Annotated in this window: 11 protein-coding genes; 6 read left to right on the top strand and 5 right to left on the bottom strand. The window is 49.4% G+C overall.

The window, feature by feature from the left end:
• The first annotated feature begins 135 nt into the window (after nt 1-135).
• A complete protein-coding gene (locus EL628_RS06480; RefSeq protein ID WP_126579158.1) occupies nt 136-1,173 on the top strand; it encodes a PP2C family protein-serine/threonine phosphatase in 1,038 nt (345 codons plus the stop codon).
• A gap of 31 nt (nt 1,174-1,204) precedes the next feature.
• Here EL628_RS06480 and EL628_RS06475 read toward each other — a convergent pair whose 3' ends face one another.
• On the bottom strand, nt 1,205-1,771 hold the full coding sequence (locus tag EL628_RS06475) for a L,D-transpeptidase (protein WP_126579157.1): 567 nt from the start codon (nt 1,769-1,771) through the stop codon (nt 1,205-1,207).
• Between the two features lie 223 nt (nt 1,772-1,994).
• Between EL628_RS06475 and EL628_RS06470 the strand changes: the two genes are divergently transcribed.
• Entirely contained in the window at nt 1,995-2,576 is a 582-nt protein-coding gene (locus EL628_RS06470) for a nitroreductase family protein (protein ID WP_126579156.1), read from the top strand.
• 117 nt (nt 2,577-2,693) lie between these two features.
• Here the strand turns inward: EL628_RS06470 and EL628_RS06465 are convergent, their stop codons facing one another.
• Nucleotides 2,694-3,227 carry an adenine phosphoribosyltransferase gene (locus EL628_RS06465; RefSeq protein WP_174719954.1) on the bottom strand — a complete coding sequence of 178 codons (534 nt, stop codon included), beginning with the start codon at nt 3,225-3,227 and terminating at the stop codon, nt 2,694-2,696.
• A gap of 328 nt (nt 3,228-3,555) precedes the next feature.
• On the bottom strand, nt 3,556-4,095 hold the full coding sequence (gene mscL, locus EL628_RS06460; protein WP_126579155.1) for a large conductance mechanosensitive channel protein MscL: 540 nt from the start codon (nt 4,093-4,095) through the stop codon (nt 3,556-3,558).
• Between the two features lie 727 nt (nt 4,096-4,822).
• Between mscL and EL628_RS06455 the strand changes: the two genes are divergently transcribed.
• From EL628_RS06455 to EL628_RS06445, 3 genes are all read left to right on the top strand, one after another.
• A complete protein-coding gene (locus EL628_RS06455; RefSeq protein WP_245994005.1) occupies nt 4,823-6,568 on the top strand; it encodes an ABC transporter ATP-binding protein in 1,746 nt (581 codons plus the stop codon).
• Nucleotides 6,565-8,325, top strand: a complete 1,761-nt coding sequence (locus EL628_RS06450; protein ID WP_126579153.1) for an ABC transporter ATP-binding protein — start codon at nt 6,565-6,567, stop codon at nt 8,323-8,325. Before EL628_RS06455 ends, EL628_RS06450 begins: the two co-directional genes overlap by 4 nt.
• Nucleotides 8,326-8,446: 121 nt before the next feature.
• Nucleotides 8,447-9,055, top strand: a complete 609-nt coding sequence (locus EL628_RS06445; protein ID WP_126579152.1) for a hypothetical protein — start codon at nt 8,447-8,449, stop codon at nt 9,053-9,055.
• Between the two features lie 319 nt (nt 9,056-9,374).
• Here the strand turns inward: EL628_RS06445 and EL628_RS06440 are convergent, their stop codons facing one another.
• Both EL628_RS06440 and EL628_RS06435 read right to left on the bottom strand, forming a co-directional pair.
• Nucleotides 9,375-10,505 (bottom strand): V4R domain-containing protein, encoded by a 1,131-nt coding sequence (locus tag EL628_RS06440; RefSeq protein WP_126579151.1) that lies wholly within the window; start codon nt 10,503-10,505, stop codon nt 9,375-9,377.
• Nucleotides 10,506-11,445: 940 nt separating this feature from the next.
• On the bottom strand, nt 11,446-12,585 hold the full coding sequence (locus tag EL628_RS06435) for a hypothetical protein (RefSeq protein WP_126579150.1): 1,140 nt from the start codon (nt 12,583-12,585) through the stop codon (nt 11,446-11,448).
• A gap of 348 nt (nt 12,586-12,933) precedes the next feature.
• Between EL628_RS06435 and rlmB the strand changes: the two genes are divergently transcribed.
• Nucleotides 12,934-13,689 (top strand): 23S rRNA (guanosine(2251)-2'-O)-methyltransferase RlmB, encoded by a 756-nt coding sequence (rlmB, locus tag EL628_RS06430; protein WP_126579149.1) that lies wholly within the window; start codon nt 12,934-12,936, stop codon nt 13,687-13,689.
• Nucleotides 13,690-13,736 lie beyond the last annotated feature (47 nt).

Genomic DNA, 13,736 nt, shown 5'->3' with positions numbered 1-13,736 from the left:
TAGATAGCTGCTGGAGGCTACGAAAAAGCTAACCTGAACCCCAGGCCATACGTACAGAAGAGGGGCTCTGTCTCATCGACACGAGAGAGTGGGCTCTTGCTCTGATTAGTGGTAAGGAAAGGTAGCGTAAAACGTATGGCATCTACACATTGGGCACTGGTCTATTCTGAACGGCTCTACGCAGTTCTTCTGGCTATCTATCCGCCTGATTTCCGGCGTGATTATCAACAAGAGATGCTCCAGACGTTTCGAGATTGCTGCCGAGACGCACTCAGTCAGGGAGGATTACAGCAGATCCTTTCTCTCTGGGGTATCACATTCTTTGATCTCTGTCGAAGTGCATCAATTGAACATATGATACAGCTAAAAAAAGCTTTTCTTCCCACAGAGGAGTATGCAATGGCTCAAACCTCTTTCTCTCTTACGATAGCCCAACGAAGCGATATTGGTCTCAAACGTAGCGCCAATGAAGATAATCTTATCACTGTGCTCCCAGAAGATCCCCATCTAGCTGCACAAAAGGGGGCTCTGTTTGTCGTGGCCGATGGCATGGGCGGCCAGGCAAAGGGGGATATTGCCAGCGAAAAGGCAGTCACGACGATTCGCGATAGCTATTATCAAGAGGCTGACCTGGATATTCCAGCCGCGCTCAATACAGCCATCCAACGCGCTAATCGCCTGCTCTATAAACTGAATCTTCAGCAGGAAGCCACGCTCAAAGAGGTTCATGACAAAGGGATGGGCACCACTTGCGTGGCAGCGGTAGTACACGAGAAGACGCTCTACATTGCTAATGTTGGCGATAGCCTGGCCTATCTTGTTCGCGATGGCAAGCTGCAACAACTGGCTGAAAATCATAGCTGGACGGCTGAAGCTGTGCGCCATGGTATCCTCAATCAGCAAGAGGCCGATGCGTATGGAGCAAGCAATGTCATTACACGCAGCCTCGGGCACTCAATTGTCACAAACATCTATCAGACTTCCTATGAAGTTGTAGCCGGTGATATTCTTGTTCTGTGTACCGATGGCCTATATTCACAGGTGAGCGAGTCAGAGATAGTTGAAACAGTCAAGCGCTATAGCCCCGAGGAGAGTGCTCAGCGCCTGATCGATCGCGCCAATGCCAACGGTGGACCGGACAATGTCACGGCGGTAGTCGTAAAATTGGCTTAGGCTCCTATAAGCCTCTAACGATTGTCTAACTTCAGGGCTCTACCACTACGGGTGTCCCCAGAGGAGCCCATTGGTAGAGCCTGGCAGCGGCATCTAGAGGCATGCCTATACAGCCATGAGAACCCGTCTGGAGCCCAAATTCGGGATCAGTATGCCAGGTATTCGTGCCAGGTCCATAGATGCTATGCCAGGTGGTATCATGCAGGAAGAAGCCGCCTGGACGAAATTCCATGGCATAGTTGATATAGGTGGGTGGGTACCAATTGGGTGAACCCTCGGGCCAGGGAGATGTAAAGGTGGTCGGATGCTGCTTCAAGAGAATATGATACAGCCCCAGTGGAGTCGGCAGCTCGGGCCGCCCCGTCATGACCGCCGTAGTAAAAACCTCTTTCTCTCCTTGATACGCATATAACCACTGCTTCGATAGGCTGACTACAATCTTCTGTCCCTCCCCCTGTCCCTCCGGCCCGGACTGCGGCTGAATCTCGGCTGCTTTTACACTCATTGAGGCAACTGGAAGGCTATAGGCAATGATCTGGATGGCAAGTAGCAACATACATGCGGCAAGCAAGCTGGTTTTCATGCAGAAACAACGCATCACACCACTCCTTACTGACGGACATTTCTCGACCTATAGTATAAGCAAGCAAGTTGTGAGACTGCAAACACGACAACAATGCTGGTCAATCTCTTCTTGCTGAGTATCGATATATCGCTTATACTGATGTCTGAAAATGGTTCACACTATCCAGCAGAGTAGACGCTCTCGCCGCTAAGAAAAGGGCGAGGGAAGTTCTGGATAGAGAAGAAGAGAGAAACGCATGACGATATTTGAGACGATCCGCCAGCGCCGCAGTATTGGGAAGATGACTGAGCAGAGCCCCACACGAGCCCAGATTGAGCAGATTCTGGAGGCGGCCACCCATGCCCCCAATCATCATAAGACGGAGCCATGGCGCTTTGTAGTGCTGGCTGGCCATGCACGCGAGGAACTGGGCACAGTAATGGCCAGTATCCTTGATAAGCAATTGAGTCAGCAGCAATTTGAGAAAAGAGATGCCCTACTGGATAAAGAGCGTCAGAAGTTGCTGCGCTCACCGGTGGTGATTGTTGTTGCTTCAGTTCATGCGGAACAGGATTCCCGCATAACGGAGATTGAGGATTTCGCGTCGGTCGCAGCTGCGGTACAGAATATGCTCCTGACAGCTGAAGAGTTGGGGCTGGCTGCTGTCTGGCGTACGGGGGAAGCAGCCTATAGTTCGACCGTTAAAGAATGGCTCGGCTTCTCGGGGCGAGATCATCTGGTGGCCTTCCTCTACCTGGGCTATCCTGCCATCCCCAGAACCGAGCGACAACCAGTCCCCGCCACCAACAAGACACGCTGGCTGGGCTGGATCGACTAGATCTTTCTCTATACCTCACGCTTATAAGATGCCTGAGCTTGAGAGCAGATATGATGGCGATTACAGGGTACGAGAGGGCCGCATCCATTGTAAATAGACGCCGCCCTCTCTGCTCTCTTAATATTTGATGAGAGCAAAGACATCACGACCTTCCAGGCGCTCCCGACCTTTCAGAAAGCCCAGTTCAACCAGGAAAGAGATGCCCGCAATATGACCACCCAGCCGCTCCACTAGTTCGATAGCAGCCAATACGGTTCCGCCAGTCGCCAGCAGATCATCTACAACCAGGACGCGCTGGCCCGGCTTGATGGCATCTGTATGGACCTCAACCACGTTGGTGCCATACTCTAACGCATATTCAACGCTCGAGGTCTCAGCGGGCAGCTTTCCAAATTTGCGCACAGGCACAAAGCCACAATTGAGCAGATAGGCAAGAGGAGCCCCAATAATAAAACCTCGGGACTCAACGCCAACGACGGCCTCAATGCCCGCCCCCGCATAATGGGCAGCAATGCGATCCAGGGCCGCATGAAATGCCTTAGCATCCTGCAATAAAGGGGTAATATCCTTAAAAAGGACACCTTTTTGCGGAAAATCAGGAATATCGCGAATGTGATCTTCCAGGCGAATCGGCTCAGATGTTGACGTCATAAACACTCTTCTCCTCTGTATAAAACTGACCACCAGGTCAAACAGGTGCCTTGCCTTTGCACTCACTATCAGGTCAAAAAAAATAAGCACTTTTATTTATCGCGCGAAGAAGAATCTTCACACCTTTTGCAGTATACTCTAGTCCAACCAGCACTCGCAAGGAACGGCATACACTCTTTGTAAGCCCTGCAACATGGTTTGAGGTGGGGAAAACCCCACCTCGATCTTCTTCCGGGCTCTCATTTGTCTCAGATGCGCTGGCTCTGTTTATCAATACATGCCACAAAATCAGATTCTGAATGGCTATCTTATTCGGACTCTATCCGGACTATGCACGCTGACCGCGCACAGCCTGGCTTGAAGGAACTTCCACTGGTGGCAGTTGCGCCGTACAATACGCACAGCGGGTAGCCTTTAACGGGACAGTACTCAAGCAGAAAGGACATTCGCGTGTCGTAGGTGCCTCGGGCTTTTTCGGACGCAAGCGATTATAGCGATCCTGAAGTGTGTTGATTGGTTTAATTACTAAAAAGTACACCACTGCTGCGGTTAAGAGAAAACTAATACATACACCCAGGAAATGCCCTATCATAAAAGAGCCACGATGAAATGTATCAAGGTTACCAATGTGGGTAGCAGACCCAATTAATGGTTGCAGCAAATCTGTGACAGCTGCTTGCACTAAACCATTAAATGCTGCACCAATCACGACGCCAACTGCAAGATCAACGACGTTTCCACGAAGCAGGAATTTTTTAAAGTCACCCAGAGTGTCAAAACCTGCATGTAATCCGCGACCACCATACTCTTTTACCGAACCTAGTAATTTATCGCGATCAAAAAAATTCGGATTTTTCTCGCCGTCCATGGACTCTCCCTCTACTATCTCTTACTTATGCTCTTACTATCGAACTATGACGATTGGATGCTCTCCACTATCTCTTACTTATGCTCTTACTATCAAACTATGACGATTGGATGCTCTCCACATTGGGTAGACACAAACAAGCATTGGCGCGTGTGTATGTTAGAGCTTGCCCTGATTTTATCACGCTTTCGCCGCTATTTCCGTTGCACCATGCACATACGGCCAGCAGAATACAACGCATCGATATTTTTCTCTCTAAGAGCTTAGCATATGGTCCCGCTCTCTGGATAGTGTTGTGGTCCATTTGTGTCACGACGAAAGAAGGCTTGAGAAGCGTCAAAGAGAGCTTCATAACCTTGCTTTCACTGTTTTCTTATGTTAAACTTTTCATGGTAGAAAAATACTACCAGAGGAATAGTACATATGTCTCAAAACAAGCATAATTGCGGCACACCCGCCCTCTAAGAGCTCGCCCGTCTTAGTGTTGCCTCGTTAAGAGCCACGATCTCAATGAGAGATCGTTGGACTATATTGTATCGCCTTCTACCCGCAAGCCTGGCCATACATAGCATCCCTCTTATCCTGCTCACATTACCACTGGCACGCTTCTGCCTGTGGTCTCTTCATGTCTTTATCTCCAGCTTCTCAGGTACCACAGGCCTTACTCTGCCTGTTTCTCTTCTTTTATGGTGATACACATTTTCACATCAGAGAAAGGATGAAATTCGTGAAGAGCTCAAACCTCAATGGACGAGATCTACTGTTCGTCTATCTGCGCCCTCAATGGTGGCGCGTTCCTGGTCTGATCTTCCTTATCTTCGCTGGCATTGGCATTCAACTTATCAATCCACAGATCCTGCGCTATTTTATCGATAGCGCTCTTGGCGGGATCTCTGTTCAGAATCTGATCAGAGCTGGTTCGCTCTTCGTTGGTCTGGCCCTGATCCAACAACTGGTCTCGATTGCCTCAACCTATGTCAGCGAGAATGTTGCCTGGACGGCAACGAACCAGTTGCGAAGCGATCTCATTGCACACTGCCTTCGGCTCGACCTGGCCTTCCATAAGGAGAAAACCTCCGGAGAAATGCTGGAACGCGTCGATGGGGATGTGAATACGCTGGCCAATTTTTTCTCACAGGCTGTCATCCAGCTACTGGGGAATACGCTGCTCGTGTCAGGTATTCTTGTCCTCTTCTTTTTAGAGGATTGGCGCATCGGACTTACTATGAGCCTGTTTACACTGGTCTCATTCGCCGTTCTGATCAGCATACGTAACGTTGCGACCAGATATTGGGTGCACTATATGCAAGCCAGTGCCAATTTTATGGGCTTTCTTGGGGAGCACCTGGCGGGAACAGAGGATCTGCGCGCCAATGGTGCAACTGGCTATGTGATGCAGCGCTTTTATCAACTGCTTCGGCCTCTCTTTGAGAGTAGACGCAAGTCCAGTCTGGCAGGCTATAGCATGTGGATGGTGACGTTATTCCTCTTTGGGCTTGGCAATGCTCTGGCACTCCTCATTGGGGTCTATCTCTGGAATGCCAGGATTATTTCGCTGGGTACGGTCTATATTACCTTTTATTATGTCAATCTTCTAAATGATCCCTTTGAACAGATTCGGACTCAACTGCAACAATTACAGCAGGCGGCTGCTGCGGTTGAGCGCGTAAAGCAGCTCTTTCAAGCCCAGCCTACGATTATAGAGCAGAATATAGCCTCGCTCCCCGCTGGTGCACTCTCCGTCTCTTTTGAAGAGGTGGAGTTTGGCTATCAACCAGAGACACCCATTCTTCAGCAGATGACCTTCTCGCTTCCCGCCGGGCAGGTCATGGGCATACTGGGACGGACTGGTAGTGGCAAGACAACACTCGCTCGCTTGCTCTTACGGCTCTATGATATTCAGAGCGGCAGCATCAGACTGGCAGGAGTGCCCATTCAGTCTGTCAGTCAACGCGAGCTACGCCAGCATATCGGGATGGTGACACAGGATGTGCAGCTTTTCCATGCTACGGTACGAGCCAATCTCACATTCTTTGATCACACGATAAGCGACGAACATATCCTCTCGGTCCTGGAAGAGATCGGGCTAAAGCCCTGGCTCAACGCGCTTCCTGAAGGGCTTGATACGCTGCTAGGCTCGGATGGCGAGGGGCTCTCCGCTGGCGAGGCGCAACTCCTGGCCTTTACCCGCGTCTTTCTACATAACCCCGGACTGGTGATTCTAGATGAGGCCTCCTCGCGCCTCGACCCTGCAACTGAACAATTGATTGAACGGGCAGTTAGCAAACTGTTTCAAGGGCGTACTGGCATTATTATTGCCCATCATCTGGCGACGCTTCAACGAGTTGATCGCATCCTGTATCTCTCAGATGGGCATATTCTTGAACAAGGTGAACGGGCGGAACTGGTTGCAGATCCCACTTCACATTTCTCATTGATCCTTCAGACTGGTGGAGAGGAGGTCATGGCATGAAAACCTATCAACATATGTGGCGCTTGATACGCTATCGTCCCAGGCTCTATATCGTCAATGCAGTGCTCTGGATTCTCATCCATCTCGCGCCGATTGTCCCCGGTCTGATTGCTCAGCAGTTTTTTAATACGTTACAGAAAACACAACATCTTGACCCTACGCTCTGGACATTGATTGCACTACTCATCACAACAGCTCTCGCTCGTATCTGCCTCATCTTTTTTGGTGGTCTTGTTGATACAACCCATCGCTTCTCGATGAGTGCATTACTACGCAGAAATCTCCTCGCTCGCATTCTTGAGCGGCCTGGAGCACGTGCAGTCCCTCATTCCACTGGCGAAGCTCTTAATCGCTTTCGCGACGATGTAGGGCAGGCTGAAGACGCAATTAGCTGGACACTTGATAGTATTGGAACAACATTGTTTGCAGGGATTGCGATTGTTATGTTGCTGCGCTTGAATGCGCTTGTGACGCTTCTGGTCTTTGTTCCGCTGGTTGGAGTGATTGCGTTGGCACAGGCTATGCATACACGTCTGGAGAGGTATCGTAGGGCCAGTCGTCAAGCCACTGGTCAGGTTGCCAGCGCCATTGGAGAGATCTTTTCAACGGTACAGGCCATTAAAGTTGCGGCGGCAGAGCCCTCAGTCCTCGCACATTTTCAGTCTCTCAGCGAAGATCGTCGCAAAACAATGCTGCGAGATCGCGTACTGGAGACCAGTATCGAATCAACAATTGGGAATACCGTAGGATTGGGAACAGGGCTGATTCTTATCCTGGCGGCTCAGGCTCTTCACAACATGCAGTTAGGAATTGGAGATCTGGCTATCTTTATCTACTATCTGGCCTTTGTCAGCGACTTCACACAATTCTTTGGGCTCTTCCTTGCACATTATGCTCAGACGGGTGTTTCATTTCAGCGCATGGAAGAGCTCTTGCAAGGAGCCCCTGCGCAGCGTTTGGACGAGGCTCACCCTCTCCATTTGAAAGGAGCTCTTTCACTCGCCAGTCAGAATAGAGAGCTCCCCACAGAGCCATTAGAACGCTTAGAGGTCAGAAATGTAAGTTATCATTACCCGGACACCGGGCGTGGTATCAGTAACATTAGCTTTGCCCTCTCAGTTGGGTCCTTGACGGTCATTACCGGGCGTATCGCTTCAGGCAAGACAACGCTCCTACAAGCATTGCTCGGCCTACTCCCTAAAGATACTGGTGAGATCCTCTGGAATGGCCAGATCATTGACGATCCAGCCACATTTTTGACTCCGCCGCACAGTGCTTATACCGCCCAGATTCCGCGCCTGTTTAGTGCTTCATTAAAAGAAAATATTCTACTGGATCAACCAGAAGAGCCCATTAGGCTTCAGCAAGCCCTGCATACAGCCGTTATGGAGCACGATCTGGAGCAGCTCGAGCATGGCCTTGAGACGATGATTGGCACCCGAGGCGTCAAATTATCCGGTGGACAGACACAGCGCAGTGCAGCTGCCCGTATGTTTGTCCGAGCAGCCGAATTACTGGTCTTTGATGATCTCTCTAGCGCTCTCGACGTCAAGACTGAACAGCTTCTCTGGCAAAGGCTTTTTACACAGCGCCAACAGACGTGTCTCGTTGTCTCCCATCGTCGCACAGTGCTCCAGCAGGCCGATCAGATTCTGGTCCTGAAGGATGGCAAAGTTGAAGCCTGTGGAAAACTTGCCACACTCCTCCAGACCTCAGTCGAGATGCAAGCACTCTGGCATGGTGAGTTAATAGATTGATAAAAATTCTTTGACAGCTTCAGAAGTTATATGTTACTGTTTAGGCAGAAGATCTTTTCAGATCTCGTTATGTAGATAAAAGCGCAAAGTTATACATGGGTTTTAAAAGGAGCAGACATCTATGTGGCCATTTGATCAATTCAAACAGCACATCTACCGGCAGTATGCTCAGGCTTACGATACAGGTGACTATAGCGCATGCGATCCTAATGAGGCAATGGGGCACCTTCAACAATTTATGCAAGGGGCACCCGTCGATCTCCAACATAGAGTGTATCAACAGCACTTCGAGCAGATGCCCTATGAGCATCGGGCTATTCTGGCGCAACAGATGCCGCCTCAGTATGCAATGGACCCCAATGATCCATCATCAATGAGTCAGAGTTTTGCTCGCATGGGCCGTGAGCAGCCACAGCTACTCCAACGTCTCTTCAGTCATCCCATCCTGTTGGGTAGCGGGATCGCCTTAACAGCCCTGGTCGCGAAACATGTCCTGGCACACCACTACCAGCATGGCGATGGACAATCCTATCCTCAGTCCCAGTATGCCCAGGAACAGCCTATCTACAATCAAGCTGGCTATAATCAGGGGTACCAACAGGACAACGAACTACGCCGCGAATTAGCTAACGAGCGCCGCCAGGAACAGGAGCTCCGCCGCGAATTACGCGAAGAACGTGAGTGGGAGCGAGAAGAGCGGCCCCGGCATCATCATCGCGAAGAGTTTTAGGTAGATAAGCATAGTCAGGTTCAATTCCTGTCCGTCTGACGAGAAGATGGTCTCTCTCCATCCAGATGCCCTAAAAGGCTGAGGAAAAGCGCTTCATCCGTTGACTATCAACAGAACAATGCGTGGGTGAGATGGCCATCGTCAGGAGGCGACAGGGCGGGGCAGACCATCATGAGGAGAGCAACAGGGCGAATGGGTCGCCACGGCCATCATGAATGATGGGCCCTCCCCTCTTATGCAATAAATCGCTTAGGGGGTGCAATTTATTGCATGAGAGGGGAGGGGCAGGGTTTAGGGTTAAAGAGATAATGGTTTTGCGCTATGCTGGCTTTAGATGAAAGACACAATGGCCTGTGTGGGTCTGAGCGCTGCATTCAATCTCTTGTACCTGCCAATGTTGCCTGACTTTGCCAAGCTCCAACACCTTCTCAAATGTGGTTTGCCAGACAAAGCAAGAGGGTCCAGAAGCGCCCATGAGTCCATAAGAAAAGAGTGTGCTGTAAAAAACTACGACAAACGATCCATCTTCCAGACGCTTCCACTCCACCATTTTTTCATCGCGCAACGCATTAATCTCATTCGCCAATGTTGTTAACAACGTTCGCAGCGTAAGATCCTGCCCGATCATCTTTGGAACCCGCTGCATCAGAAAAATGAGCGTTGCTCGCTGCAAGATCTCTGCATCAATATTCTCTATCCATTTATTAATTTGCTCAACTGGTTGGATGGGATCAGCAAACATCACAGCACGGCAGAGACAGGTTGTATACTCGGGTGGAATTGTAAATTTTTCAGCGATCAAGGACTCGTCAGTACGAAATTGAGCCAGCCCTACATCTGGTAGCAGAAGCTCCCACTGCTCAGCAGACAGAGTGCGTCTCGCTGCCTTAAGCTGCTGCTGAAAATGCTGTGAACTTGAACGTCGCTTACGAGCTATACGTGGAGCCAGACCCCATTCGGGCAATTTATCTAGTACGAGAGCATGCTCTGGCGGAATAAGCGAGAACTGCGCATCTGGCAGATACTCCCAGAGCACATGCAAAAACCGACTGGCCGCTTTAGAGACACGGTGCGTTACAGAAGACATCGTCTCATCAGCCATGAGCAGATTCCCATCGGGAAGGTGCAGATTAGCCAGTGGCATAATAGGAGTCTCGCGCCGCAGATCCTGGATAAGCCGCTGATAAAAACGAGGAAATAGAGGATTAGCAGCCTCTTCCTGCTGCCCCAATAGAATTATATGTGGCTGAAAGTGTTCTTGTAGATAACGCTCAAAAGCTTGATAGATATTATTAGCAACAAATGCACGCATACCCGCCAATGTCACCAGGCTGGCCAGACGCTGCTGTCGGATCTCATCCGCATCAATAATGAGAATAACATGCTCTCTGGCACGAGCTAGTGGATCAAAAGAGAGGGCAAGCGGGGTTTGTTGAGCCGGAAACTTCATTGTAAGAGCCTCGTTGAGAAATGATTGATGCTGTAAAACTAAAAAACCAGATCATCAATCAATCTAAATAGAATAGTACTGCCTGATAGTATAAATGAGTGTAGCCATTTATCTATAAAAAGTCAATCTTCACTTTAACAGAGGGGGCGATTTACATTGTGGCGCTGCCTCTTTTTATCGAAATAGCCAATCAAAGAAGGTGTGTCTCTTCCCTACTCTGCTATGTGAGCCCCTCCATGGCCAATGGGAAAGGATGTTATGGAGGGGCTGGCATTGCGGAGCTTCGCGATTGTGGAAGGAGACAAGCAACCTTCCCTACTCGTATTATCATCTTAAACACATAACGCAGCATTATACTATGTAAAGTAGGGAAAGTCGCTTGTCTCTTTCCTCTGGTCCCCCTCCGCTCTGTAAGCCCCTCCATAGCTCAATGGGAACAGAGGTGATGGGAAGGAATGTTATGGTGGGGCTCACACAGCGGAGCTTCACGATCTGGAAGGAGACAAGCAACCTTCCCTACTTGTATTATTATATCTTGGTCTATTATGAATATAAAACATTTTAAGTAGGGAAAGTCGCTTGTCTCTTTCCTCAGTTCCCCACTCCGCTCTGGTCACCCCTCCATAGCTCAAGTGGAAAACGGAAAATGGGGAAATAAAGCTATGGAGGGGCTGGCATGGTGGAACTTCGCGATTGTGGAAGGAGACAAGCGACCCTCCCTACTCGTATTATCATCTTGAGCACATAATGCATTATTATGCTATGTAAAGTAGGGAAAGTCGCTTGTCTCTTTCCTCTCTTCCCCACTCTACCATGTGAGCCCCTCCATAGCTCATCTGAAAAAGATGCGATGGAGGGGCTCACAGAGCAGAACTTCACTATCTGGAAGGAGACGTGAGGTCATCGAGGCGTAAGGGGGTTAAAAACATGCAACATCGCGCTAGACCGGGCGAATATGAAAAATGCAGTGCCCTGTATGAGTCTGGCAGCTACACTCAATCTCACGAATTTTCCAATGTCCCTGCACATTCGTCAATTCTAACAGCCGCTCCAATGCCACACGCCATCCATAACAGATCGGCTGGTCGCCACCAATAGAACCATAAACATAGAGATTACTATAAAAGGCTAGCAAAAATGACCCATCATCCAGCTGTTTCCAATCGGCCAGTTTCTCGCCACGAATCTTTATATTATCATTCATTGTATTTTTCAGGAGCGACTTCATCCAGCCATCATGACCAAAGAGTTTGGGGATCTGCTTCATAATAAAAACGGTCATACCACGTTGCGCAATATCATCAGTCATGGCATATGACCAGGCGCGTATCTGTTGAAGAGGATCTTCAGGCTTAGAAAACATGACAGCCCGCGTCAGACAAGTCGTCTGCTCAGGAGGAATCGTATATTGATCCACCATCGGAGGCCAATTCTCTTCAGAGCGATACTGGCTTAATCCAACATCGGTCATCAAAGTGGCCCATTGATCGGCTGGAATCAGAGGTTTCGCCGTTTTCAGTTGTTGGTGAAAATAATTAGAGCTCATTCGTCGCTTACGTGACACCACAGGCTGCATACCAAACTTCTCAGGCAATACTTCGAGAGCCAGTGTATGTTCGGTCTGAATCAGCGGAACTTGTGCAGTAGGCACCACTTGCCAGATCATATGCAAGAGCCTGCTCGCAGCTTTGGAAAACTGATGCACAGTTGGAGAGATTGTCTCATCAGCAACCAATAAGTTACCATCGGGCAGATGGACCTGCCCCATAGGGAGAATCGGCGTTTCCCGCTGGAGATCCATCCGCAAACGCTGATAAAAACGGTTAAATAAAGGGGTCGTCATCTCCTCCTGTTGACCAAGCAGAATAGCTCGTGGGGAAAAACGCTGCTGTAAATACCGCTCAAAAGCCTGGTATGTACTCGAAGAGACCATTGCACGCATCCCTGCTAGTGTCACAATGCTTGCCAAACGTTGCGCCCGCACCTCATCTGCATCAATAATCACAAGCACATGTTCACGTGCACGAGCCAACATATTTGTAGGGAGACCTGATGATTCCTGTCCTGGTGTAACTATCATCTTACGTTCCTTGTGGAGGAAAAATAACAACCACAGCGTTTAAGGCCAACCACAGCCACCTCGTAGTTTGTTGCCTCGAAGATAGCTGTCCTCAAATGCGGGCAAAAAATAAGTTATAAAACAATTAAAGTTTAACTAGTTGTTTATAAAAAGTCAATTTTACCTGAACAATCTTCCCCAAAAGCGCTACTTTTGATGTGAGGGCGGAAAATAGCCCTGGTCCGACAGGAGGAAACGCTGAAATATGATATACTTCCTCAGATGAAAACCATCTTCTTTTCGTGGTTGATGGTGCGCTCCAACGGGGCATGGTTATTTAAAAGATAAGAATACTAAGTAAGAGGTTGTATGCCTGAATATATCTGGGGCCGTAACCCCATTCTGGAAACGTTGCATGCAGGGCGGCGGGTCAAAAAAATTTTACTCGCAGAAGGTATACGCGAGGCTGGTGCGATTACCTCGATTGTTCAAGAGGCTGAACGTCAGAAGGTTCTCCTTGAGATTGTACCTCGTCATCGTCTAGATCAGTTGAGCCGCAATGCTGTGCATCAGGGCTGCCTGGCTCTGGTAGAAGAGCGTCGTTATGCGACTGTTGATGAGATTCTTGCCTATGCCGACAGTCGGAATGAGCCTCCATTTCTCCTTATTTTAGATGCCATCCAGGATGTCAATAATCTCGGATCACTTATGCGCACCGCCGAGGCCGCAGGGCTCCATGGAGTCGTGATTCCAGAACATCGCGCCGCTGAAGTCAATGCAACGGTGGTGAAAAGCGCAGCTGGAGCTACTGAACATCTGCTCATCGCCCAGGAGACCAATCTTACCCGTACGATTGAAGAGCTGAAACGCCAGAATATCTGGGTCGCTGGTCTGGCAGGTGAGGCCAAAACGCTCTATACTCAAGCCAATCTTACGGGCCCCCTGGCTCTTGTCGTTGGCAATGAAGGCAAAGGGATTAGCCGGCTCGTCCGAGAACATTGTGATCTCTTAATCAAACTTCCTATGTATGGTCATATCAATTCACTTAACGCTGCGGTCGCAGGAAGTATCGCTCTTTACGAAGCTATTCGCCAACGCGATGCCCTGGCCGCTAAACAGAAATAACAGGGCGCAAAGGTCAGTCTCTGTTACGAGCTCTCGACCGATAACGT

The organism is Tengunoibacter tsumagoiensis (genome assembly GCF_003967535.1).
GTDB classification, from domain to species: Bacteria; Chloroflexota; Ktedonobacteria; order Ktedonobacterales; family Ktedonobacteraceae; genus Tengunoibacter; species Tengunoibacter tsumagoiensis.
Note: the sequence above shows the minus strand (reverse complement) of the source record. Positions and strands in the feature narration are given on the sequence as shown.

Excerpts from the sequence above, each read along its gene's own strand:
- EL628_RS06480 (WP_126579158.1), top strand. The coding sequence starts at position 136 with ATGGCATCTACACATTGGGCACTGGTCTATTCTGAACGGCTCTACGCA.
- EL628_RS06450 (WP_126579153.1), top strand. The coding sequence starts at position 6,565 with ATGAAAACCTATCAACATATGTGGCGCTTGATACGCTATCGTCCCAGG.
- rlmB (WP_126579149.1), top strand. The coding sequence starts at position 12,934 with ATGCCTGAATATATCTGGGGCCGTAACCCCATTCTGGAAACGTTGCAT.
- EL628_RS06470 (WP_126579156.1), top strand. The coding sequence starts at position 1,995 with ATGACGATATTTGAGACGATCCGCCAGCGCCGCAGTATTGGGAAGATG.
- EL628_RS06435 (WP_126579150.1), bottom strand. The coding sequence starts at position 12,585 with ATGATAGTTACACCAGGACAGGAATCATCAGGTCTCCCTACAAATATG.
- EL628_RS06445 (WP_126579152.1), top strand. The coding sequence starts at position 8,447 with ATGTGGCCATTTGATCAATTCAAACAGCACATCTACCGGCAGTATGCT.
- EL628_RS06440 (WP_126579151.1), bottom strand. The coding sequence starts at position 10,505 with ATGAAGTTTCCGGCTCAACAAACCCCGCTTGCCCTCTCTTTTGATCCA.
- EL628_RS06465 (WP_174719954.1), bottom strand. The coding sequence starts at position 3,227 with ATGACGTCAACATCTGAGCCGATTCGCCTGGAAGATCACATTCGCGAT.
- EL628_RS06475 (WP_126579157.1), bottom strand. The coding sequence starts at position 1,771 with ATGCGTTGTTTCTGCATGAAAACCAGCTTGCTTGCCGCATGTATGTTG.
- mscL (WP_126579155.1), bottom strand. The coding sequence starts at position 4,095 with ATGGACGGCGAGAAAAATCCGAATTTTTTTGATCGCGATAAATTACTA.